Here is a 23,113-nt window from a genome sequence, read left to right as displayed (position 1 = left end):
TTTACCGATCGAGGAAGCCATGAGCCAAGGTCCCTCAACGTCTCGGTTAGAAATCCCCTCCTCACTTTCGGACCAACTCTACCAGTTTCGGCGACTGGTTTGGAAAGTGAAAATGGTGGAAGCGATCGGCTTCGCGATTGCCGGGCTGGCCGCGATGTATCTGGTCGTATTCGCGCTTGATCGGCTGTGGGATACGCCGTCCTGGCTACGCGGGCTGACCGCCTTGGCGGCGTTTGTCGCCATTCTGACGGTTCCCTACTATCTTCACCGCTGGGTCTGGAGCTATCGCGGCCTGAAACAACTGACGAAATTGCTTCGCCGCAAAATCCCGAGCGTTGGCGATCAGTTGCTGGGCGTGTTGGAACTTGCTGAGAACCAAGAGTCGCAGACCGGCTCGCTGCGACTTTGCCACGCGGCGATCGAACAAGTCGCAGCCGACGCAAAGCAGCGCGACTTCCGCACCGCGATGCCCAACTCCCGCAACGCGACGGCGATTTCGCTGGCGATGATTACCACGGGCTGCGTCGCCCTCCTTTTCCTGCTATTTCCGCTCGCCGCGCGCAACTCTTGGGCGAGATTTGCAGCGCCTTGGGGGAACACGCCCCGCTATACCTTCGCGGCGCTGCATCCCTTGGCGAGCGAAATGATCGTGCCGCACGGCGAGCCGTTTCCTGTTGCTCTCCAATTGACCGAGGACGCTGCCTGGCGACCCGATCAAGCGCAGCTTTATCTCAATTCGCAGCAGTTTACCGCCAAGCGAGACGGCGACAGCTATCAATTTGAACTACCGCCGCAAATCGCCCCTGGGCAGCTTCATTTCAATGCCGGCGACTGGTCGCAACAGGTCGAGATGCAACCAATGTTGCGCCCTGAACTAACCGGCGTTCACGCCCAGGTCGAATTGCCAGCCTATTTGCAGCGTACCGATCCCCTGGAGATTGACGTTCGCGGCGGAAGTCTCTCCGTTGTTCGCGATTCGCGAATCAAGTTCACCGCCAGCGCGACGCGTGAGCTTCAGTCGGCTTCGATCCAAGGCGCCCCGGCGGTCATCACTGAGAAGTCGTTCTCCTCGTCGCCGCTGGCCTTCGCCGAAAGCCGCAACGTGACCTTTGAGTGGCGGGATGTGCACAAACTGCAAGGCAAAGAGCCATTCCCGCTATCGCTGCTGGTTGAAGACGATCAAGCGCCGACGCTGCTCTGCGAAGGGTTGCCGCACAAGAAAGTCGTGCTCGATTCCGAACAATTGCGGTTTACGACGACGGCTCGTGACGATTTTGGCGTGAAAGAAGTCGGCATGCAGTGGCGTTCCTATGGCGATCAGCAAATCTCGGCGCCGGTCTCCGGAGAACGCTTGCTCGCCAGCGGCGATCCGGAAAAGGAATTGCTGGAAGTTCAAGGAGCGTTTACCGCCACCTCGCTTGGCATCGAACCGCAGCCGATCGAATTGCAAGTTTACGTAACCGACTATTTGCCTGGTCGCGAGCGAGTCGTCTCGGCCACCTACTTGCTTTACATCCTTAACGCCGAGCAACACGCAATCTGGGTCACCGAGCAATTGGCCCGTTGGCATCGCCAGTCGCTCGAAGTTCGGGATCGCGAAATGCAACTCTACGAAACGAACAAGCGACTCCGTGAACTGTCGCCGGAAGAGTTAGCCATGCCGGAGACGCAGCGTCAGATCGAAAAACAAGCTGCCGCCGAAATGTCGAATGGCCGACATTTGACGGGGCTGACGCAGCATGGCGAAGATCTGCTTCGTCAGGCGGCGCGCAATCCTGAAATTGGCGTCGGCCACATCGAGCGCTGGGCTGAGATGCTGAAAATTCTGGGCGACATCTCCCAAAACCGGATGCCGTCGGTCGCCAACTTGCTGGAACAAGGGGCGCAGCCGGCCGCTTCGTCGCAGGCCAATACGAAACCGCAACCGGGCGCCGGACAAAACCGCGCTTCCGGCGGCGGAAAGCCGGTTGAGATGAAACCAGGCGCTCCCCCGACCGCCGTTCCTACGATCACCGATAGGGAGTCGTCGGATCAGCCGATCGCCAAAAGCGAATCGCAAGAGCCGCAGAAAAAGAATCCTTCGTCTCCTTCGCTGCGTTTGCCAACCACCACCGTGATGGGCAAACCCTCCAACAAGGCGCCGGCCGATGCGCCTCCAGTAGAACAGGCGGTCGCCGAACAAAAGGACCTCTTGGCCGAGTTTGAAAAGGTGGCGAACGAATTGAACGATATCCTGGCGAACCTGGAAGGGAGTACGCTGATCAAGCGTCTCAAGGCCGAATCTCGCAAGCATAATCAAATCGCCGATCGGATCTCGGATCACGTCCCCGACACGTTTGGCGTCGCCGAGAAGCATCAACCGGACGACGACGCCGAGGCGATGGGTTTCCTCTCCGAGCAAATCGATACGAGCAGCTCGACCGTCTCGTTAATTATGGATGACATGCAAGCCTACTTCGAACGTCGCCGCGTCGCCAAGTTCAAACTGGTGCTGGACGAAATGCGGAACGAAGATGTGCTGAGCAGCCTGCGCCGCTTGGCGGAAGAACTAAAGTCCGAACCGGGCATCTCGCTGGCCCAGTGCGAGTTCTGGTCCGATACGCTCGATCGATGGGCCGAAAACCTGGTCGATCCGGCTTGCAGCGGTTCGTGCCCCGGCGGACGATCGAAAGGGAGCCTGCCTCCGTCGATCGTGCTCGAGGTTTTGCAGATTCTTGAAGGAGAAGTCAATCTCCGTGAAGAAACCCGCGTCGCCGAACAAGCTCGCCCAGGCGCCAGCGGGGACGACTTCTCGAAGGAAGCGACTCGACTCGCCGATTCGCAGGAAACGCTCGAAACTCGCGTGCACAAAGTCGTCGATCGAATTCTCGAACTTCCCGACGCGGCGGCCGAGTTTGGCAAAGAAATCAAGCTGCTCGGACAAGTCGCCACGGTCATGAAAGACGCCTCGTCGATCCTGGGCAAACCAGAGACCGGCGCCACAGCGATCGCCGCCGAGACCGAAGCGATCGAACTGCTGCTGCAATCGAAGCGGATCAATCCCAACGGCGGCGGAGGCGGTGGGGACAGCCCCGGCGGCGGCGGCTCCGGCGATACGCAAGATGCGGCCCTGGCGCTGTTGGGCGCCGGTCTGAATAAGGATGAAGTGAAGACGGCGCCGGCCGTCACCCAAAACGTCGGTACGACCGACGCAGCGCTCCCCGAAGAATTCCGTTACGGGCTCGATCAATACTTCGAGCAGATTGAAAAGTCGGGAGCTCAGCGATGAAAACCTGCCTGCTGTTAACGCTTTGCCTGCTGTCGCTTGTATCCGCCGTCCAGGCGGACGAAAAGGAAGATCTGGTCGCGGCGGAAAAGGCGCAGATGCGGAAAACCTACCTTCCGGTCCTCCAGGTAGAGCTCTCGAATTTGCAGCGAATCTGCCAACTTTCTCCCGCCGAATTGGAGCAGGCCATCCAAGCGGGAAAAGAGGCGATGAATGATCAAATTGACAAACATGAATTCGCCCCTGGCCGCGCGGTAGCTCGCAACGTGGGGGTCGAAAACGGCGGCATGATGGTCCTTGCGGGACGGGCTCGCCAACAGCCGCTCAGCCGCGACTCCCTGGAACATGCGATCCGCCAGCGGTTGCTGCCGCTGCTAAACGCCGAGCAGAAGAATCGTTACGAAGAAGAGCTGCAACGTCAGAGCGATTTCGCGCGCGATGCGGTGGTGGAACACCTTGTCGTGGTCTTGGAGAATCGGCTCGGTCTGAGTGCAGCGCAGCGCGAAGAAGTAACGACTGGACTAAAGGAATACTGGAAGGCCGATTGGGAGCAGCAACTCCAGGTTTTGAACAACTATGATCACTATATACCCACGGTACCCGGTCAGGCGGTCGTTCCTCATCTCGACAAGAAGCAACAACTGATCTTTCAAGGAATGCGTCAGGTTTCGTTTTCGGCGGCTCGTCCATTTGGCGGCGCCATCGTCATTGACGACATCGACTTGGGGGAAGAATGACGCCGGGAAAACGAAAGCTGTGGAAATGCTTGTTTCTTTTGCCGCCGCTCGTTTCGCTGCTCATCAACGGCGGCGTTTTGCAGGCGCAAAATTTGGTGCAAGCCGTTCCTGTGGAAGGGGCGCCGCTGGACGCCGAGAATCGGCAACAGGCGGCGGCGGTTCGTCTGGCGCTACTTCCAACGGCTAGTCACGAACTCTCTTTCCTGAAGCGAGCCGTCGACTTGTCGGAAGAGCAAATGGTATCGGCGCAAAAATGCGCCCGTCAGATCCTGAGCGAATCCTCCGCCAATCCGCCAACCCCGCTCGCCAACGCAGACGAACTACGGCAAATTGGATTCGCCATCGCTAACGGCGCCAAGGTTCAGGCGCTGCAGCCGAGGCCGGCGGTGCGAAACGTGGAAAAGCTGCGCGCGTCGTTGCTCGTTTCTCTCCAAGGGGAATTCGGCAAGCTCTTGGACGGTCCGCAGCGCCAGCGCTATGAGGAAGAGATCGCGGCGCGGAAAGAGTTTGAACAGCAAACCGTGATTGATCTTCTAATGTTTCCGCTGGAGGAGAAGCTTAGGCTGACTTCGCGTCAGTCCGAGCAAATCGCCGCCGGCATGAAACGGCATTGGTCGGACAGCTGGGCGCCGACTCCGGTCAAGCTCGTCAACTACGGGAGCTATTTCCCGCCGATTCCCGACGACGCGATCGTCCCCTTTTTAGAGGTCGGTCAACGCCAGATTTGGAACAACACTCAAAAGGTGAACTTCTCGCACCAGATCGGATTCGACGCCAATCTATTCCAGAATGAATTCGACCTCAGCGATCCCGAATTCGAGAAAGGAGCCGCCCAGTGAGAAACAGCGTCATTATCGCGTTCACCGCCGTTACGCTAGTTCTGGGCGGCGGGTCGACGTCATTCGCTCAAGTTGGCCGCGTCCCCAACCAGATTCTCTTGACCGAACAGCAGTTCAACTCCTGGATTTTGAGCGGCACTGGACAGTCCGAACGACCGGAAACCTATTTGGAATCGCAACTCACGTTGAAAGTCAACCAGCTCGCAAACCAGATTGAACTTTCTGACGAGCAGCGATCCCGGTTGCGGCTGGCGGGATCCGGCGACATCGCCCGCTTCCATCGCCAGGTCGAAGCGCTTCGTAAGACGCTGGTCGGTCAGTCCTTCGAACCGAACAAAATCCAGGAGCCTTACCAGAAGATTCAACCTTTCTCCCAACAGATTCAGGCGGGCCTCTTCAACGAAAACTCGCTGTTTGACAAGGTGATGCGGTCGACCATTTCATCCGAGGATCAAGAAAAGTACGAAAACTATCTCTCCGACCGCTGGCATCGCCAATATCTGGCCTGCGTCAAAGCGCAAATCGCCATTCTGCAGCAGTCGATTCCGATGACCAGCAAACAACGCGACGCGTTGGTGAAGATGCTCGACATCCCTCCTCGGCGCTCGCAATCGCGCATCGTCTACATGCAGCTCTATACGTTTTACCGGCTGGGTCAGCTATCGGCGGAAGACCTGAAGTCCGAATTCGATGGGGCGCAAGTCGACGCGCTAAGACGCTTTGGCGCTCAATACGCCCAAATGGAGCCAACCTTACGCGCTCAAAACCTCTTGCCATAGACGACCGTTGCGTGGAAATGCCGTTGATGTATCGCAATCCAATTCAAACTGGCGCTCTCGCACTGCTGCTGTTCGTAGCGGCGGCGCCGTGCGTCGGCCAATCGCCCGAACTCCGCTTCGGAGAAACCGTTCCCCGCGACGTGCGCGAGATGTATGATCGCGGCCTGCGTTATCTTGCCGAATCGCAGGAAGAGGATGGGGGTTGGAGCGGCGGTCAACAGGGTCCCGGCGTCGACGGTCTCTGCGTCGTCGCCTTTTTGGCGTCCGGCGAAGATCCCAATTTTGGGATTTACAGTAATCAAATCCGCAAAGGCTTGCGTAAGATCATCCAGTCTCAGGATGCGAACACCGGCTATATGGGGCCGAGCATGTATCATCACGGATTTGGGATGCTCGCCCTGGCGGAAGCTTACGGAGCGGTCGATGATCGGAATCTCTGGCAGGCCGGCGACGCTGACGCCAAACGCTCGATCGGCGAGGCGCTCGAACTTGCGGTGCGACTGGCGATCACCTCGCAAAAGAAGAACCCGCTTGGCGCCTGGCGGTATTCTCCCGAGGCTTCGGACGCCGACACCTCCGTGTCCGGATCCATTTTAGTCGGTTTGCTGGCGGCTCGTAACGCGGGCATTGAGGTGCCGGACGAATCGATCGATCGCGCAATTAGCTATTTCAAATCGATGACCGCCGACAGCGGACAGGTCGCCTACGCAGGAGGCATCGGCGGTCTCAACGAGTCGCTCGCTCGCATATCGATCGCCACGCTCGTTTTCGCCGTCGGGCGTCGTCACGACCTGACCCAATACGCCGCAGCCAAAACGTATTTGACGCAACATTTGGACGCCAGCGGCGGTCACTACAAGGAATACACGCTTTACTATCAGGCCCAGGCCCTTTTTCAAGGGGACGCTGAGACCTGGGACAAGTGGAACAAACTGCTGATCCGCAAGCTCAAGGCCGAGCAGCGGGAAAATGGAAGCTTCGACGGCAGCTTCGGAACGCCGGTGGCGACTTCGATGTCGCTCTTGGCGCTCGCGCTGAATTACCGATTTCTGCCTATCTACGAACGGTAACTTGTTATGAGTTCGCTTCGCTGGATCTTGGTTCTTGTCGCCGTGACCGTCGCTGGTCCGACGCTCGCTGCGAGCGATGATGGGACGCTCACGTCGTCCCATCTCCATCTCAAGAATCAAGACTTCTTTCATGGAGAGCTCGTCGACGGCGACCAACCCAATTCGTTGCGCTGGCGATCGCCGCTGAGCGATCAGCCGCTTGACTTTCCTGTTGCGCGTATCAACGCCCTCTATTGTCGCGGCGGGCAGCCGTCGCAGCAGCAAGCTTCGCACTGCCTGGAACTTGTCGACGGCGACATCTTCTATGGCGATGTCCTCGATTTGACGCCCGAAAAGATCACCCTGAAGACGACCTTATTCGACGAAGTCAGCGTACCCCTCGATCGCGTCTTACGTCTCATGCGTTGCCAGGAAGGGCGCGCGATGATTTATTCGGGGCCGTCGGGACTAGTCAATTGGAAAGTTTCGCCCGAAAGCGATCCCTGGCAAGTTGACGGCGGTCAGCTTGCAGTCGAAGGGGTCGCCGACATCGAACAAACGTTTCCGCTGCCACCCCGATTCTGTCTGGAAGTTTCTCTTGTCGCCGCCAAAAACGCCAGTCTCCTCCTGGCGGTGGGCGACCTATTCTCTGTTGAAACGTTCGGCGACGATCTGACGCTTGTCCGCGAAACGGCCGAAGCGGCCGATATCGCTTCCTTGCAAAAGGTTCGCCAGGGCGACTCACGGCTTGCATTCCATATTTTTGTTGATATTCCCCAGGGCAAGGTCGCCGTTTGCAACGTCGCCGGGAAGCTCCTCGGTTCCGTCCAAGTGCCGTCGAGCGGTGAGGTCGGCGAAGCGCCCCTGATCGTCAAAAACTTCGCTGGCCGGCTGCGCTGCGAGCAGTTGGTAATCCGAATTTGGAACGGCATTCTGCCGAACGATTCGCCTCGAGATGGTGTTCTGGTTCATCTCCAGAAGGGAGACGCCCATTCCGCCAACGAGCTTCACTTCAATGCCGAAACGCAACAGCTAGAACTCACCTCTTCTGACGACGCGACCAGAGCGTTTCCCTGGAACGACGTCGCGGTGATCACCTTTCCGGCGGCGGCGAAGGTTGCGACCTCTTCCCTACGTTTGAATCTGCGGAATGGAGATCGCGTCAGCGGCGACGTCCGCGCGGTGCGTGATCGCGCGCTACAGTTGCAGGTCGACAAGATTGGGGCGCCCCTCAGCGTTCCGATCGACCAGATCGACTCGCTCGTCGGCCTCTCCGAAGACCCCATGCCCGGGCTCGACACGGCTGTTCCGCTCCTCGATGCCGAAGGGGTCCGCTCCCACGGCGAACTCGTCGACACTCCCGCAGGCGGCGATCCCAACCGCCTCTATTGGCGCCCACGGGGAAGCTCAAACGTCGCCGAACTTTACCCCGATCTCTCCGCCCGAATTCGCTTTCGCACGGCGACGCTCGGCGATCTTCAGGCGACGCGAGGAATACGTCCGGTCGCCGGCGGATTGACCGCCACCGATCAGTTTCGCCGCGCTTTTGGCTTCTATCCTTCCAACAGCAGGAACGTCTCTAGCGAAACCAGCGGCGAAGCGCTCACGCTGCAAACCGGCGACAGTTTCGTCTGCCGACTGAAGTCGATTGATGAGACGCACGTCACTTTCGCCAGCGATCTGGTCGACGTACAGCGTATTCGCCGCAGTCTGATCCAATCATGGCACACCTCGGCCGCCACCAAATTGAACGAGTTGCACGACGACAAACGGGATCGACTCCTCACTCTCCCCCGCCGTCAACGGGATGATCCGCCGACGCATATGATCGAATCGGTCAACGGCGATTTTCTCCGCGGGCGATTGATCAACATGAACGAAGAGTCGATCACGTTGGAAGTCCGGCTCGAGGAAAGGAAGATCGACCGCAACCTCGTTCGCCGGATCGTCTGGCTCGTCGAGGAAAAGTTGGACGATCAATCGACCGAGGGGGAAACGCCGGAGGGATCTTCCCAATCGCCGCTTGTGCAGGCCGTCTATCAAGACGGTTTCCGCTTGACCTTCATGCCGGAAGGCGTTGCCGAAGGGGTCATCCAAGGACGCTGCGTCTCCCTTGGCGCGTGCCATGTGAAACTGAGCGACGTCAATCAGTTGCTCCTCGGAAATCGAATCGGTCAAGCGGCCGCCGAACTGGCTGACGTCTGGAAACTGAAGGACGCCCAGGATCCCCTCTTCGCGCAGGAAAGCGAATCGCCGAGCGGAGGCGGCTCTTCCTTAGTCGGCGCGCCAGCCCCCGACTTTACGCTCGATCTTTTGGACGGCGAGGAAAAGTTCACCCTGAGCCAGCAATTGGGTCGGGTTGTGGTCCTTGATTTCTGGGCGACTTGGTGCGGCCCCTGCATCCAAGCGATGCCGCAAATCGACGGCGTGGTCCAAGAGTTCGACGAAGCGGATGTGATACTAATCGGGGTCAACATGCAGGAAGACCGTCAGGCGATCCGGGCCCTCTTGGAGCGGATCAAGGTTTCTCCCACGGTCGTGCTCGATATCGACGGCGCTACCGCCGAGAAGTACCAGGTAACCGCGATTCCCCAAACCGTGGTCATCGATCGCGAAGGGAAAGTGGCGAATCTATTTGTCGGCGGTGGTCCCCAGCTCGCCGCGCAACTCCGCGATGCGATCAAAAAAGGACTCGGCTCACCCGAGGAAACGCCCGCATCCGAAGCGAAGCCGGACCCTGCTCCCCAGTCGTCCGCCCCCCAATAATCGTCGCGATTCCGGGGGCAGCCGTCGCCAGAAGCGGCGAAGAAACCCCACGGCGCACAAAAAAACGCCAGTCGAAAGAGACTCGCGGCTTTAACATGTGCGGATGGCAGGATGCGAACCTGCGCCCTTCGGTTTCGTCGTCCTTCAGTGGCGTTTTTGTAGTGGTTAAGACGGCAGCGAAGCGTTTGTGCTCGTCGCGTGCGCAAACTGCACTGTTACGCCGTTCCTGCCCGCGCTTCCTCGATCGAAATGATGTCCCGCGGCGCCGACGCTTTCACAAATGGAAGAGCGTTTACCGCATCGCGCTTCGCCTGGCCTGCGCCGCTTTTGGCAAGGAAAAAAACGCGTATCGTCCTTCTTTACGAGGCGACGATCAGCGATTGACATACCCTCATCGAGCGTGCACATTTGAAAGGAAGACAAGATTGTCGACAATTTGCGAACTGCGGCAAAAAGTAATCTCGATCAATGGCGAATCTCGACATGGTGGACAGCAAAAAATCGCACCGCACCACGGAAATTGTCGAGCAATTGCGCGAAGAAATCCTTTCTGGCCAGCTACCCGAGGGGGCCAGATTAACGGAGATGGACGTCTCGAAGCGATTTAATCAGGGACGAAACGCGATTCGTGAAGCGTTTCAGAAACTGACGCATCAAGGGCTGCTCGTCACGCGGCCCAATCGAGGCGTCGTGGTGGCGGCCGAACCGCCGAAGCCAATTCGCGACTTGATCGTGCCGATCCGACGCATGTTGGAAGGCTACGCCCTGGAACTGATCTTCGACGAGCTCGATGAAGAAGACTTTCAGCGCTGGGAAGAGTTGCTGGAACGCATGAAAGCGGCATGTGCGGCCCGCGACTATGCGGCGATCGCCGAGACCGACATTGCATTTCATCGCTCGCTGATGGAGCGGGCCGGCCAACCCGATCTGCTGGTAATCTGGGAAGCGATGGTCTATCGCATCCGCTCTCATTTTCGCCGCACGCAGCGCCGCTGCCCCGACCCGATGGTCATCTATGACGAGCATCGGGCGATCGTCGACTGCATCCATGCGGGCGACCTGCAAGCGGCTCTCGAGTTGTTGAGCGAGAAGATCGAGTAGTCGCTATCGGGACGATTAGCCCGCCCATTTTCTCAGCATTGCCTTCGGCAACTCGCTCGCCTCCCAGGCATTGCGCAGTGAATGGCACCAGTTCCTTCTCACTAAAGGCGAGATTATCCACCCTTCATGTGGCCTTAGTTGGTTCCAAGGGTACTTTGCTTTGCAAAGAAGGTTTGGGCGCAAAGTTGGCACGCCGCTTGCATTAAATGCTTGGGAAATAAATTGTTGACAATCCAGAATAGATTGTTGACAATTTGGAGCTGAACATCTGGCGAAGTTTATTGAATAGAGCAAACGACGAGCGAAATGTTGCCGTAAGCCCTATTTCAGCGATAGCGCCGTTCTCTCCTTTTTTTGCACTCCTAATCCCGTCCCTTCCTTGGAGTCTGTCATGAGTTCGTTCAACTTCGTCCATTCCCGTCATCGCCAGGGGTTCACGCTGGTCGAACTACTGGTCGTGATCGCGATTATCGGCGTCTTGATCGCCTTGTTATTGCCGGCGGTGCAGCAAGCTCGCGAAGCGGCGCGACGAATGGATTGCACCAATAAGCTGAAGCAAATCGGCCTGGCGTGTCACATGCATCACGATACTTACGGCGTATTGCCCCCGGGAAATGTCGGCGTGGTCTCCAATACCGCCGCCGACGAATCGATCTGGGCGATCTACCTGCTGCCGTTTATCGAGCAGAAAGCATTGTATGATTCGGCCAACTTCAAAGCCGGGTTCGGGGGCGGAAATGCGGCCAACGAATTGGTGACCGGCGCCAAGTTGGAAGCCTATCTCTGTCCGTCCGACACGCCGGTCGACAACTGGCTGAACTTTGCCGCGCATCGCAGCTATGTCGCCAATAATGGGATTGGTCCTGGACGCGAAGGTGACGCCAGCCACGCGAATATTCGTCCACGCGCCGAAAAAGGGGTGATGTTCTGCGATAGCAAGTTGCGCCTGGCCGATCTGACCGACGGAACCACAAACACCGCGATGATGACGGAAATCATCAATGTTCCCGCCGCTGGAACGACCGGCGATCAACGCGGCTCCAACTACTCGGAGGGCGCCTACTACCATCACAACTACACGCCAGGTGATTCGACGCCCGATCAGACCCGCAATGGCCATTGCGTCTCCACCACGTTCGCTCCATGCGTCGGCGTATTCAACGGCTATTGGGATCGGCAGCTGCGTACCACGGCTCGAAGCAACCATCCAGGCGGGGTGAATCTCCTCGCGGGAGACGGCAGCGTTCACTTTGTCGGCGAGACGATCGAACTTAACGTCTGGCGGTCGCTGGGAACGCCTCAGGCGATCAACGGCGAAGTCCTATTCACGGGCTTTTAGTTTCCATCGCCTCGCTTCGGTTTGAACGAGAAACCAGCGAACGCGTCGAAGATTCAAACAGACGGCGTCTCCCGGCTGGGGAGCGCTTTCCAAAGTGGCGACTGCAAGCGGCAGTTCGTCCTGAAGCAACTTTCCTTAACCAGATACGGATGAAACGAATGGCGAACTTGCTTTGTTCCGCCTTGCGTGGGAAATGGATCTGCGCCGCAGCCATCCTAGTTGCGGTCGGTTGTGGGCGCGGCGGCATACCGCTGCTAGGCGAGGTCACCTACAACGGCCAGCCATTAGATAGCGGCAGCATCGTCTTTATACCGGCCGATGGAGTCGGACCAAGTCGCGGAACGACGATCACGGATGGAAAATTCAAGATCAACGCCTCGCAACAGTTGTCGCCGGGCAAGGTGATCGTCCAGGTGAGCGGAGCGGTGAAAACGGGGCGCCAGATGGAAGCGCCTCCTCCCTCCCCCCCAGGTCAGATCATCGATGAAATTCGGTATGTCGAATTCCCAGAACAAGAGTTGGAAATCGGCGCCGACGCAAACGAGCCCCTTTCGGTGTCGTTCGATTCGACGAAAAAGACGTCGAACCGCGCCCGCAAGTAAATGTTGATTGAAAGCGTCACAATCGTCTCCTACCATCGCATTATGTCTCCCGCCGCAAAACTAATTCGCATCCTGGCATTTGCCCTGCTTGCGTCAAACGCAACCGTCTCGGAAGAGGCTGCCGCGCAGACTTCAACCGAGCCGAGCGCCGAAGCGATCGAACAGTTCGAGAAGCAGATTCGTCCCCTGTTGGCCGAAAAATGCTTCAACTGCCATGGAGCGAAAACGCAATGGGCCAGCTTGCGGCTCGACGCCCGCCGCTTTGCGCTGGAAGGGGGCGATAGCGGACCGGTCATTGTTCCAGGCAAGCCGGCCGACAGCCTTCTCATCAGTCGCATCGAGTCGACTGACGAGCTTGAGCAAATGCCTCCGGAGTCGAGCGGAAAGAAACTTTCGCCGGCCGAAATCACCTTGCTCCGCAATTGGATCGCCTCAGGCGCCGCCTGGCCTGAGTCCGACGTGCCCGATTTAGACGACGCCGCGCGGCGCAACCATTGGGCCTTCCAGCCGATTTCTTCTCCGACGCCGCCGGAGTTGAAGGACACGCAATGGCCGCAGACAGACGTTGATCGGTTTATCCTTCAGCGGCTTCAGGAACATGATCTCGCGCCGTCTCCGCCAGCGGACCGTCGCTCGTTGATTCGTCGTGCGACGTTCGATCTGACCGGACTGCCGCCAACGCAGGAAGAAGTCGACGCGTTCGTGGCCGATCCAAGTCCCGATTCCTATGAGCGGCTGATCGAACGTTTGCTCGCGTCGCCTGCTTATGGCGAACATTGGGCGCGTCATTGGCTTGATGTCGCGCGCTACTCCGACACCAAAGGCTACGTGTATGGTCGCGAAGAACGCAACTTCGTTCACTCGGCCCACTATCGCGACTGGGTAATCCAGGCCTTCAACCAAGATATGCCCTACGACCAGTTCGTGCGGCTGCAATTGGCCGCCGACCAGGTAGCGCCTCACGATCCCAAGTCGGCCGCTGCGATGGGTTACCTGACGCTGGGGCGACGTTTTCTGGGAGTTGAACCCGATATTATCGACGACCGGATCGACGTCGTCACACGCGGTCTGTTGGGGCTGACGGTCGGGTGCGCCCGCTGTCACGACCACAAGTTCGATCCAATTCCGACCGCCGATTATTATTCGCTCTACGGCGTCTTCCAGAATTCGGCCGAATCGACCGTGCCAATCTTCACCACGTCGAAGAACCCAGAGGCGCAGGCGGAGTTGGAAAAACGCCGCCAAGCACTGCAGAGTGGACTGCAGGCGACGCGAGACGAATTCGCGAAGTTGACCCGCAGTCGGATTGGCGACTATCTAACCGCCCAATTCGAACTCGAAAAGTACCCGCAACAAGCGTTCAGCCAGATCCTATCCAAGGAGGATTTGCTCCCGTCGACGGTGTGGCGTTGGCAACGTTACCTGAACGAAGCGACGCAAGCGGATGATCCCGTCTTCGTCGTCTGGCGCGCGTTAGCGAAGCTGCCCGACGAAACGTTCGCCCCGCAGGCGCAAGAAACGCTCAACAAACTGCGAGAATCAGAAACGCCGATCAACCCGCACGTCGCCAAGGCATTTCAAACGGCGCCTGGTTCGCGGCAGGAAATGATCGCGCGGTACGCAGAGCTGTTCTCCGAAGTCTGCCGCACTTGGGACGAACAGGTGAAGTCGGCGACCGACGCCGGAAACGCAGCCCCCCAATCGCTTAGCGATATGGACCTGGAACAATTGCGTAAGGTCATGTACGCCGCTGACTCCCCTTGCCTGATTGCGGATCTCGACTTTATCAACATCGAATTCGACGTCGATACCAGCGCCTGCATCGAGATGTGGAAGCTGCAAACCGCGTTTGATCAATGGATTATCGCCAACGCCGACGTGATCCCGCACGCCGTTCAGTTGGTCGACAAGCCGACGATTGTGCAACCCAGAATCTTGCGCCGCGGAAACGTGAACAATCCCGGCGACGAGGTTCCGCTCCGCTTCCTCGAGATCCTCTCCGGCGAAGATCGGCAGCCGTTTGCCGAAGGAAGCGGACGCCGCGAGTTAGCCGATGCGATCGCATCGAGCGACAATCCCCTGACGGCGCGCGTCTGGGCGAATCGCATCTGGATGCATCACTTTGGTCAGGGAATCGTCCGTACGCCGAGCGACTTCGGCACGCGAGCCGATCCGCCGACCCATCCTGACCTGCTCGATTGGCTCGCTCGTACCCTTATCGACAATGGTTGGAGCACCAAACGACTCCATCGCGAGATCATGCTCTCGTCCGCCTACCAACAGCGATCGGACGGTCCGGAGAGTCCTGCCGCTTTTGTCCAAGCCAATCAGACCGATCCCGAGAATCGCCTGCTCTGGCGGATGAATCCGCGTCGACTGAGCTTTGAACAGTTCCGTGACGCGAGTCTGGCGGTCGCCGACCAATTGAATCGCCGCGCCGGCGGCCAGGGAGATCCGCTGTTTGACGTAAGCGATAAAGGGGCGCGGCGCACGATCTACACCCGCATCGACCGCGAGTCCCTCCCAACGATCCTGCAAACGTTCGACTTCGCCAATCCGGACTTGCATACGCCGCAGCGTTCGGAAACGACGGTACCGCAGCAGGCTTTGTTCGGCCTGAACCATACGTTCCTCGCCGACCGGGCTCGTGTGCTGGCGGCAAGCGTGGACGAAAAAGAGGCCGAGCCGGCGCAAGCGGTCGATTCCCTCTTTCGCCAGATCCTGCAACGGTCGCCGAGTCAGGGCGAGCGTACCGCCGCGCTTCGATTTGTCGAAACGTCGCATCTGCGGCAGCAGGATTCGGAAGCTGTGCCGCTGGCCGACGCCTGGTCGTACGGGTATGGCCAAATTGATCCTGTAACCGGCACGCTTTCCAACTTCACTCCCCTTCCCTACTTCACCGGCGACGCCTGGCAAGGTGGATCATCCTGGCCAGACGTCCAAACAGGCTGGGCCCAAATCACCGCCGAAGGAGGACATCCCGGAAACGATCTGCAACATGCCATCGTGCGTCGCTGGACTGCTCCAGCCGATGGCATCTACGCGGTGCGCTCGACGGTGGTCCATGAAGAGCCGGTCGCCGATGGGATTCGCTGCTGGGTCCTCACCAGTCGCGGCGAAGTTTTGCGTAAAGAGCACGTTCACAACGCAACGCGTGAGATCAACCTCTCGAGCGTCGAGTTGAAGCAGGGGGAATCGCTCGACTTCGTCGTCGACATTCTCGAAGTCCTCAATAGCGATCAGCATCTTTGGTCTCCCAAGGTGACCGCGCTGTCGCAATCTGCCGCCGCCGATTCGCCGCTTCCGGAATGGGACGCGAATCGCAACTTTACCGGCGGAAGCGATCGCGAGCTCGATGCGTGGGAGCAACTCGCTCAAGTCTTACTCCTCTCCAACGAATTCCTGTTTGTGGATTAGCCGTCATGCCGTCAAACCATTTAAACGCGATCAATCGCCGCACCATGTTGCAGCGATCTGGAATCGGGTTGGGAATGCTCGGGCTATCCTCCTTGCTCGGCACGCCTAACGAAGCGCTCGCAAGCCCCTTAGAGCTGAACTCGCCCCTGGCCGCAAAGAAGCCGCATTTTCCCGGCAAAGTGAAACGGGTCGTCCATTTCTTCCTGAACGGTGGTCCGTCGCATGTCGACACGTTCGACCCCAAGCCGATGCTGCAAAAGTACGCCGGGCAAGCGCCTCCGATGTCGTTGGCCACCGAACGGAAGACCGGCGCTTGCATGCCCTCCCCCTTCAAGTTCAAGAAGTACGGCGAAAGCGGACTGGAAGTGAGCGAACTGTTCGCCAAGACGGCCGAACATGCGGACGACATCGCCGTCGTCCGATCGATGTACGCCCAAGTGCCGAATCACGAGCCCTCCTTAATGTTGATGAACTGCGGCGACTCGGTCCTGCCGCGGCCCAGCGTCGGTTCGTGGACGTTGTATGGTCTGGGGACCGAAAACCAAAATCTGCCGGGCTTCATCGCGATGTGCCCCAACGGCCTTCCGGTCAGCGGAACCGCCAACTGGCAGTCTGGCTTTTTGCCAGGCAGCTTGCAGGGAACCTACATCAACACGAAGCACGAGAAACTCGACAAGCTGATCGAAGACATTCGCAGTCCCCATGCGACGACCGAAATCCAAAGTCGGCAATTGGCGCTGCTGAACGAATTGAACTCCGAGCACCAGAATCAGCGGCATGATCCCCGGCTGGAATCGCGAATTCATTCGTTTGAGCTGGCGTTCCGGATGCAAATGGAAGCGGCCGATGCGTTCGACATCAACCAGGAGACGCAGGAAACGCGTCAGCTCTATGGCGAAGGGGTTCATGGGCGCCAGACGTTGATCGCACGGCGCCTATTGGAGCGCGGGGTTCGGTACGTGCAACTGTGGCATGACGCCGGCAATGCGTGGGATCATCATGCCAACCTGGAGCCAAGCCACCGCAAGCTGTCGGGCGAAATCGACCAGCCGATCGCAGCCCTGATGACCGACTTGAAACGCCGCGGCATCTTTGAAGACACGCTGATCCTGTGGGGCGGCGAGTTCGGGCGAACGCCGACCGTCGAACTGAATGGGAGCGGCGCTTCCACCCTGGGCCGAGACCACAATCATTACGGCTTTTCGGTCTGGATGGCTGGCGGCGGCGTGCGCGGCGGAACGGCCTATGGCGCCACCGACGAATTCGGATTCAAAGCGGTCGAGCGACCGACCAGCGTGCATGACCTCCATGCGACGATCTTGCATTTGCTCGGATTCGACCATACGCGCCTGACCTATCGCTACGCTGGTCGTGACTTCCGGCTGACCGACGTTCACGGTCACGTGATGAACGACATCCTCTCCTAGTCTCGAATATAGAAACCACTCAGCTATGTCTGAAACGAACGTTCAACGTCGCATCGTTCGCCCTGCCGAACTCGACCTCGACTCTCCGGGACGACGCGACTATTGGGTCGCGCTGGAACATGACAGCATCTGGGGAGACCATTTGCTGCCGCTTACCGTCTGGGTCGGCCAAGAGGCGGTCGCCGATCGTGGACTGGTCGCCTTCGGGGCCAATCATGGCAACGAATACGAAGGACCGGTCGCACTCAAGAAGCTGATGCAGGAGATCAAAATCGAGAACGTGGTCGGTCGGATCATCTTCATTCCAGTTCTCAATCCCCCTGCTTTTCGCGCAGGAACGCGGGAGAGTTCGCTCGACGACGGCGTTAACCTGAACCGGGCGTTTGTCGACGGCGCCGGAACGACCCCGGCTCTTTCCGGAATCACCCATCGCATCGCCGCGTTTGTCCGGCAATACATTTGGCCGCGCGTGCATGTCGTCATCGATTTGCACAGCGGCGGCGACGTCGCCCGCTTCTCCTTGTGCGCCAGTTTTCATCCTGTCGACGACCCGGTTCTCTCCAAGACGATCGAGGAGACCGCCCGCTGGTTCGGCACGCCCAGTTTGATGGTCTACCAAAACGCGACCCCGGGGCTGCTGCCGAGCGAGGCGGAGCGGCTGGGCAAGATCACGGTCGGCACCGAACTTGGCTGGGGCCGAGCCGTGAACCTGGAAGGCGTCCGCTACGCCCGACATGGCGTGTTGGCGGCGGCGATTCATCATGAACAATTGCTCGGCACGATCGAGCCAATCGGCCACCATCAGGCCGGAACGCAACAAAAGTTGGAAACGGTCGATCGCGCCTGCTATTGCGTGGCGCCGTTTGACGGGCACTTCGAGCCGCTGATCGATTGCGGCGCCGCGGTCAAGCAAGGCGATGTCGTCGGCTTGCTGCACGACTTCGACCATATCGACATGCCCGCTTGGGAAGTACGGGCCCAAGTTGATGGCGTCATCTTGGCGCAAGCCTGGGCGGCGCCAGTTCCGCGCGGCCAACACATTGTCGTCGTCGGTCGCGTTACGCCGTAAACATCCCAGTTTTTTAGTCCCTTCCGCATTGAGCCCACCTGTGAAAATCACTCAGATCATTTGTCAGATATTGCGAATCCCTCAAATCGAGGCGAAAACGGCGAGCAGCCAGGACTCGGTGCTGATTCGAGTTCGTACCGATAACGGTTTGGAAGGGATCGGCGAAGCCGACTCGTCGCCCGAAATGGTGAAAGCGGTCATCGACGCCCCCTTCAGCCACAACATTGCGACCGGTCTCCGCGACCTGCTGGTCGGCGAGAACCCGCTGGAAACCGAACGCTTGTGGCAAAAGATGTATCGCCGCACGATGTATTGCGGCCGACGTAGCGTCACGATCACCGCCATGGCGGCGATCGACATGGCGCTGTGGGACCTGAAGGGGAAGTGCTTCGGCCAGCCGATTCATCGTTTGCTCGGTGGCAAACAGCACGATCGGATCCAAGCCTACGCTTCGATCTTGTTCGGCAAAGACGGCAACGCCACCGCCGCGATCGGACGCCGTTGGCGGGAAGCAGGCTATCGCGCCGTCAAGTTCGGCTGGGAACCGATGGGACAATCGGAAGCGGTTGACGTCGATCTGGTGCGCGGCGCTCGCGAAGGACTCGGCTCCGACGGGACGTTGCTGATTGACGCCGGTTGCGTCTGGGACGCCCGGACCGCGTTGCAGCGAGCTCATGCATTTCAAGACTTCAAGATCGGCTGGCTCGAAGAGCCGCTCCATCCCGACGACTACGAAGGGTATCGCTGGCTCCGCGATCGCTCGCCGGTCCCGATTGCCGGCGGCGAAGAAGAGTGCGGACGCCAAGCGTTTCGCCCCTTGATCGATGGCCGCTGCCTGGACGTCTACCAGGTCGACTTGTCGCGCAACGGTTTCACCGAATCGGCCTACATTCGCCAACGTGTGGAAGAAATCGGCGCCCGACTTTGCAATCACTGCTACACCAGCCCGGTCACCGCCGCGGCCAGCTTGCATTGGTTGACGACCTGTCGCGACGCATTCTTATTTGAAGACTGCGTCGAGGATTCTCCGCTGCGACACGAACTGACGCATGAGAAGATTCAGGCAATTGACGGTTGGATCAGTCCGCCGGATGGGCCAGGACTGGGAATCACGCTGAACGAGGATTTCGTCAATGCTCACCGCGTCTGCGAATCGCACTGAAGTCCGCCAGGACAATCAGAAAAATGGGCATGTGACGAGGATTCGGAACTGGATCCTGCTGCTGTTGTGCGTGCTCTCGATGGTTACCTACCTTGATCGGGTCTGTTTCGGCGCCGCCGCGCCGGAGATCGCCCAAGCAATCGGGCTTTCGGACGTCGCCCAGATGAAGTGGGCGTTTACCGCATTCGCGCTGGCGTATGCGCTGTTCGAGATCCCGTCCGGTTGGGCCGGCGATCGGTTAGGGCCGCGACTCCTCTTGATTCGGATCGTAATCTGGTGGTCGGCGTGTACGATTCTCACCGGCACGATCGGACTCCAGTGGGGCGCGATCAGTTTCGGCGGACTCGGAACGCTGATTGTCCTCCGCTTCTTGTTCGGAGCAGGCGAAGCAGGCGCTTACCCGAACATCACGCGCGCCATCCACGACTGGTTTCCAAAACGCGAATGGGAGTTTGCCCAAGGCGCCGTCTGGATGACCGGGCGGTTGATGGGAGGCGTAACGCCGTTGATCTGGGCGGTTCTGGTCGGAAACGCCTTGTTCCCGACGCCGCTTCTCCAATGGCGCGGCGCGTTCTTTCTGTTCGGCGCGCTTGGGTTCGCCTGGTGCGTCGGCTTCGCTCTCTGGTTTCGCAATTCGCCGGCCGAACATTCCCAGGTCAGCGAAGGGGAACTCGCGCTAATTCAGGAAGGTAAAGAAGAGACGCCCCAGTCGCATAAGATCGTCTGGTCGCTGCTGCTGACTAATCGCAGCTTGCATGCGCTAAGCCTGATGTACGCGCTGGTCACCTTCGTCTGGATCTTTAACATCACCTACCTGCCCGCCTATCTGCTGGAACGTTTTCAGGTGGAAAAAGGAGATTTGCTCGGGGCCATCTACTGCGGCGCTCCCCTATGGCTGGGCGCAGTCGGTTGCTTCTCGGGCGGATTTCTCGTCTCCCGCTTCGCCAGACGGACCGCGACGCGGGCCGAAGCGCGACAGCGCCTGGGGGTCGTCGCGATGCTGCTCTGCAGTTTGTTCTGGGTTGGCGCCTATTGGAGCTTCAGCATTCATCTCTTCTGCTTGCTGGTAGCGCTCTCGGCCTTCTGTATCGATCTAACCGTCGGCTCGGCGTGGGCCAGTTGCCAGGATATCGGTCGGAAAAACGCGGGAGTCGCTGCGGCCACCATGAACATGGTCGGCACGTTTGGCGCCGCCTTCGCCGGCTGGCTGACCGGGACCCTCATTCAGAACTCGCTTGCGGCGAGCGCCGCAGCCGTGAATACCTCCGTCGAGCTCTTGTCTCCGGCACAGCGACAAGGGGCGATCCTGGAAGGCTACGACCACTTGTTTTTGATCAATATCTTCGTTTTTCTGATAGCGGCCGTTTGCTGGATGTTCGTTACTGTCGAACATCCAGCTGACGACGCGCCAACGACTCCTCTCACCGACTAAGCTGCCGAGAATCTGATGAAACTTCGCCATTTCGCTTCCTGCTCGATTCTGCTTTTGTCGATCTTCGGCGCCTCCCTGGCCGAGTCGCCCAAAGTTTACCCGACGTTCGGCAAGATCATTCGTCTCGATCCGCGGCTCGACGCAATCCTTCCTCCGGACGCCCAGCTCGAGAAGCTGGCGAGCGGCTTTGAATGGAGCGAAGGACCGGTGTGGGTTCCGAAGGAAGAATGTCTGCTCTTCTCCGACATTCCCAACGACTCGATCATGCGATGGTCGGAAAAGGATGGCCTTTCGCTCTTCATGAAGCCGGCTGGGCAAAGCGGCGCCGTTCGCCGCGGAACGGAGCCAGGGAGCAACGGCTTGTTGCTCGACGCGAAAGGAAACCTGGTTCTCTGCCAACATGGTGACCGGCAGATCGCCCGCTTAGAGGGAACCAATCCCAAGTCGATGCAAACGGTCCTCAGTGACTCCTACCAGGGAAAACGTCTCAACAGCCCCAATGACGGCGCCTTCAAATCGAACGGCGATCTCTATTTCACCGACCCGCCGTATGGCCTGAAGCTGGCCGAGAAAGACCCGGCCCGCGAGCTTCCTTACTCCGGTATCTTCCGCCTGACGCCCCAGGGAGAACTAACCCTCCTCAACGACAAGCTGACCTTCCCCAATGGGCTCGCCTTTAGCCCCGATGAAACAAAGCTGTACGTCGCCCAGTCCGATCCCAAAGCGGCCCTCTGGATGGTCTATGACGTCAAGCCGGATGGGACGCTTAGCGAAGGCAAGGTCTTCTTCGACGCCACCCAATGGGTTGCGACCGAAAAAGGACTTCCCGACGGCCTGAAAGTCGACGCCCAAGGAAACGTCTTCGCGACGGCGCCTGGCGGCGTCTTTATCTTCGCCCCCGATGGAACGCATCTCGGCACGATCGCCACCGGCGAAGCGACCGGCAACTGCGCCTGGGGAGACGACGGAACTTCGCTCTACATCAACGCCGACATGTACCTTGGCCGCGTGAAAACCAAAACCCGCGGCGCCGGTTGGTAGGCCGAGAAATCGACTCCAGGAATACGATGACGAAAGCCTACTTTCGATCCGGCAACTACGCAGCGATCGTCCTTGGCGTGTTCTTCCTGTTCGCCGCCCCGGCAACCGGCGCAGAACCGGTCCCGGAACCGATTGACCAGGAGTTTATCGCCGACGTCGATCAAACGGTGCAAAAGTACGTCGTGATTCCGCCATCGGCAAAAGATCGCCCTTCGTACGACTTGCTGATCGCCCTGCATGGACATGGGAGCGATCGTTGGCAGTTCGCGACGCACCAGCGAGCCGAAACCCGAGCGGTTCGCGATACGGCGGGGCGTCATCAGATGATTCTGGTTTGCCCTGACTATCGCGCCACGACCTCTTGGATGGGGCCAACCGCCGAGGCCGATCTTGTTCAACTGATCGCGATCCTCAAGGGGCGACATTCCATTCGGCACGTCTATCTTTGCGGAGCGTCCATGGGCGGCTCCTCGGCGCTCACCTTCGCGGTATTGCATCCCGAGCTCATCGACGGCGTCGTAGCGATGAACGGAACGGCCAATCACGTCGAGTTCGCCAATTTCCAGGATGCGATCTCCGTATCGTTCGGTGGGTCGAAGCAGGAGAAGCCCGACGAGTACAAACGTCGCAGCGCCGAGCTTTGGCCAGAGCGCCTTACCATGCCGATCGGTTTGACCACCGGCGGACAAGATCAAGCCGTCCCGCCCGATAGCGTGCGACGACTCGCCCGTCTCCTGCACGACCAGCAGCGCCCAGTCCTGCATATCGATCGCGACGAAGGGGGACACAGCACGACTTACGAAGACGCAACGGCGGTTCTGGAATATATGATCCAGCCAACAACGCAGTCCCCGACGCCGCGCTAGGCGATCCCGTCGCAACAGCCTGGCTGGGAAATTGACTGCGTGGCAATTCTGGCTCGACTTCCGCCGCTTCGCGTAAAACATGGGAACAGAACCCCCACGTTTCTTCAGGCAGCAGCGCCAAGAAATGGAAAAAGCCTCGCAACGCAAGGCTTTTAAAAAGTGCGGATGGCAGGATTCGAACCTGCGACCTTCGGTTTCGTAGACCTTCAGTCGTGTTTTTAA

16 protein-coding genes are annotated in these 23,113 nt (G+C 59.0%); all 16 read left to right on the top strand.

Annotated features, from left to right (window positions below; translation table 11 throughout):
• The first annotated feature begins 19 nt into the window (after positions 1-19).
• The 16 genes from LOC68_RS01865 (at position 20) to LOC68_RS01790 (ending at position 22,891) form a co-directional block, all read left to right on the top strand.
• Positions 20-3,268: a hypothetical protein gene (locus LOC68_RS01865; RefSeq protein ID WP_230214990.1), complete on the top strand. Its 3,249-nt coding sequence runs from the start codon at positions 20-22 to the stop codon at positions 3,266-3,268.
• A complete protein-coding gene (locus LOC68_RS01860; protein WP_230214988.1) occupies positions 3,265-4,002 on the top strand; it encodes a hypothetical protein in 738 nt (245 codons plus the stop codon). The genes LOC68_RS01865 and LOC68_RS01860 overlap by 4 nt, the downstream gene beginning before the upstream one ends.
• Positions 3,999-4,841, top strand: a complete 843-nt coding sequence (locus tag LOC68_RS01855; RefSeq protein WP_230214986.1) for a hypothetical protein — start codon at positions 3,999-4,001, stop codon at positions 4,839-4,841. The genes LOC68_RS01860 and LOC68_RS01855 overlap by 4 nt, the downstream gene beginning before the upstream one ends.
• Entirely contained in the window at positions 4,838-5,620 is a 783-nt protein-coding gene (locus LOC68_RS01850) for a hypothetical protein (RefSeq protein ID WP_230214984.1), read from the top strand. The genes LOC68_RS01855 and LOC68_RS01850 overlap by 4 nt, the downstream gene beginning before the upstream one ends.
• Positions 5,621-5,646: 26 nt before the next feature.
• Entirely contained in the window at positions 5,647-6,690 is a 1,044-nt protein-coding gene (locus LOC68_RS01845) for a squalene--hopene cyclase (RefSeq protein WP_230214983.1), read from the top strand.
• 6 nt (positions 6,691-6,696) lie between these two features.
• Positions 6,697-9,435, top strand: a complete 2,739-nt coding sequence (locus LOC68_RS01840) for a TlpA family protein disulfide reductase (RefSeq protein WP_230214981.1) — start codon at positions 6,697-6,699, stop codon at positions 9,433-9,435.
• A gap of 483 nt (positions 9,436-9,918) precedes the next feature.
• Positions 9,919-10,536, top strand: a complete 618-nt coding sequence (locus LOC68_RS01835; protein ID WP_230214971.1) for a GntR family transcriptional regulator — start codon at positions 9,919-9,921, stop codon at positions 10,534-10,536.
• A gap of 391 nt (positions 10,537-10,927) precedes the next feature.
• A complete protein-coding gene (locus LOC68_RS01830) occupies positions 10,928-11,875 on the top strand; it encodes a DUF1559 domain-containing protein (protein ID WP_230214970.1) in 948 nt (315 codons plus the stop codon).
• A 158-nt stretch (positions 11,876-12,033) separates the two neighbouring features.
• Positions 12,034-12,477, top strand: a complete 444-nt coding sequence (locus tag LOC68_RS01825) for a hypothetical protein (protein WP_230214969.1) — start codon at positions 12,034-12,036, stop codon at positions 12,475-12,477.
• On the top strand, positions 12,478-15,894 hold the full coding sequence (locus LOC68_RS01820) for a PSD1 and planctomycete cytochrome C domain-containing protein (RefSeq protein WP_230214968.1): 3,417 nt from the start codon (positions 12,478-12,480) through the stop codon (positions 15,892-15,894).
• Between the two features lie 5 nt (positions 15,895-15,899).
• Positions 15,900-17,321 (top strand): DUF1501 domain-containing protein, encoded by a 1,422-nt coding sequence (locus LOC68_RS01815; protein WP_230214966.1) that lies wholly within the window; start codon positions 15,900-15,902, stop codon positions 17,319-17,321.
• 25 nt (positions 17,322-17,346) lie between these two features.
• Positions 17,347-18,390: a succinylglutamate desuccinylase/aspartoacylase domain-containing protein gene (locus LOC68_RS01810; protein ID WP_230214964.1), complete on the top strand. Its 1,044-nt coding sequence runs from the start codon at positions 17,347-17,349 to the stop codon at positions 18,388-18,390.
• A gap of 40 nt (positions 18,391-18,430) precedes the next feature.
• The gene (locus LOC68_RS01805; protein WP_230214962.1) at positions 18,431-19,552 is read left to right on the top strand and encodes a mandelate racemase/muconate lactonizing enzyme family protein; all 1,122 of its coding nucleotides are present in this window, start codon (positions 18,431-18,433) and stop codon (positions 19,550-19,552) included.
• The gene (locus LOC68_RS01800; protein WP_230214960.1) at positions 19,524-20,984 is read left to right on the top strand and encodes an MFS transporter; all 1,461 of its coding nucleotides are present in this window, start codon (positions 19,524-19,526) and stop codon (positions 20,982-20,984) included. Before LOC68_RS01805 ends, LOC68_RS01800 begins: the two co-directional genes overlap by 29 nt.
• Before the next feature lie 15 nt (positions 20,985-20,999).
• On the top strand, positions 21,000-22,025 hold the full coding sequence (locus LOC68_RS01795; protein ID WP_230214958.1) for an SMP-30/gluconolactonase/LRE family protein: 1,026 nt from the start codon (positions 21,000-21,002) through the stop codon (positions 22,023-22,025).
• Between the two features lie 26 nt (positions 22,026-22,051).
• Positions 22,052-22,891, top strand: coding sequence for an alpha/beta hydrolase family protein (locus LOC68_RS01790; protein ID WP_230214956.1), 840 nt, complete (start codon positions 22,052-22,054; stop codon positions 22,889-22,891).
• Positions 22,892-23,113: the final 222 nt, after the last annotated feature.

Origin of the sequence: Blastopirellula sediminis (assembly GCF_020966755.1) — a bacterium.
Classification (GTDB): domain Bacteria; phylum Planctomycetota; class Planctomycetia; order Pirellulales; family Pirellulaceae; genus Blastopirellula; species Blastopirellula sediminis.
Note: the sequence above shows the minus strand (reverse complement) of the source record. Positions and strands in the feature narration are given on the sequence as shown.

Coding starts and splice junctions, on each gene's coding strand:
- LOC68_RS01865 (WP_230214990.1), top strand. CDS start 20: ATGAGCCAAGGTCCCTCAACGTCTCGGTTAGAAATCCCCTCCTCACTT.
- LOC68_RS01860 (WP_230214988.1), top strand. CDS start 3,265: ATGAAAACCTGCCTGCTGTTAACGCTTTGCCTGCTGTCGCTTGTATCC.
- LOC68_RS01855 (WP_230214986.1), top strand. CDS start 3,999: ATGACGCCGGGAAAACGAAAGCTGTGGAAATGCTTGTTTCTTTTGCCG.
- LOC68_RS01845 (WP_230214983.1), top strand. CDS start 5,647: ATGTATCGCAATCCAATTCAAACTGGCGCTCTCGCACTGCTGCTGTTC.
- LOC68_RS01840 (WP_230214981.1), top strand. CDS start 6,697: ATGAGTTCGCTTCGCTGGATCTTGGTTCTTGTCGCCGTGACCGTCGCT.
- LOC68_RS01835 (WP_230214971.1), top strand. CDS start 9,919: ATGGTGGACAGCAAAAAATCGCACCGCACCACGGAAATTGTCGAGCAA.
- LOC68_RS01830 (WP_230214970.1), top strand. CDS start 10,928: ATGAGTTCGTTCAACTTCGTCCATTCCCGTCATCGCCAGGGGTTCACG.
- LOC68_RS01825 (WP_230214969.1), top strand. CDS start 12,034: ATGGCGAACTTGCTTTGTTCCGCCTTGCGTGGGAAATGGATCTGCGCC.
- LOC68_RS01820 (WP_230214968.1), top strand. CDS start 12,478: ATGTTGATTGAAAGCGTCACAATCGTCTCCTACCATCGCATTATGTCT.
- LOC68_RS01815 (WP_230214966.1), top strand. CDS start 15,900: ATGCCGTCAAACCATTTAAACGCGATCAATCGCCGCACCATGTTGCAG.
- LOC68_RS01810 (WP_230214964.1), top strand. CDS start 17,347: ATGTCTGAAACGAACGTTCAACGTCGCATCGTTCGCCCTGCCGAACTC.
- LOC68_RS01800 (WP_230214960.1), top strand. CDS start 19,524: ATGCTCACCGCGTCTGCGAATCGCACTGAAGTCCGCCAGGACAATCAG.
- LOC68_RS01795 (WP_230214958.1), top strand. CDS start 21,000: ATGAAACTTCGCCATTTCGCTTCCTGCTCGATTCTGCTTTTGTCGATC.
- LOC68_RS01790 (WP_230214956.1), top strand. CDS start 22,052: ATGACGAAAGCCTACTTTCGATCCGGCAACTACGCAGCGATCGTCCTT.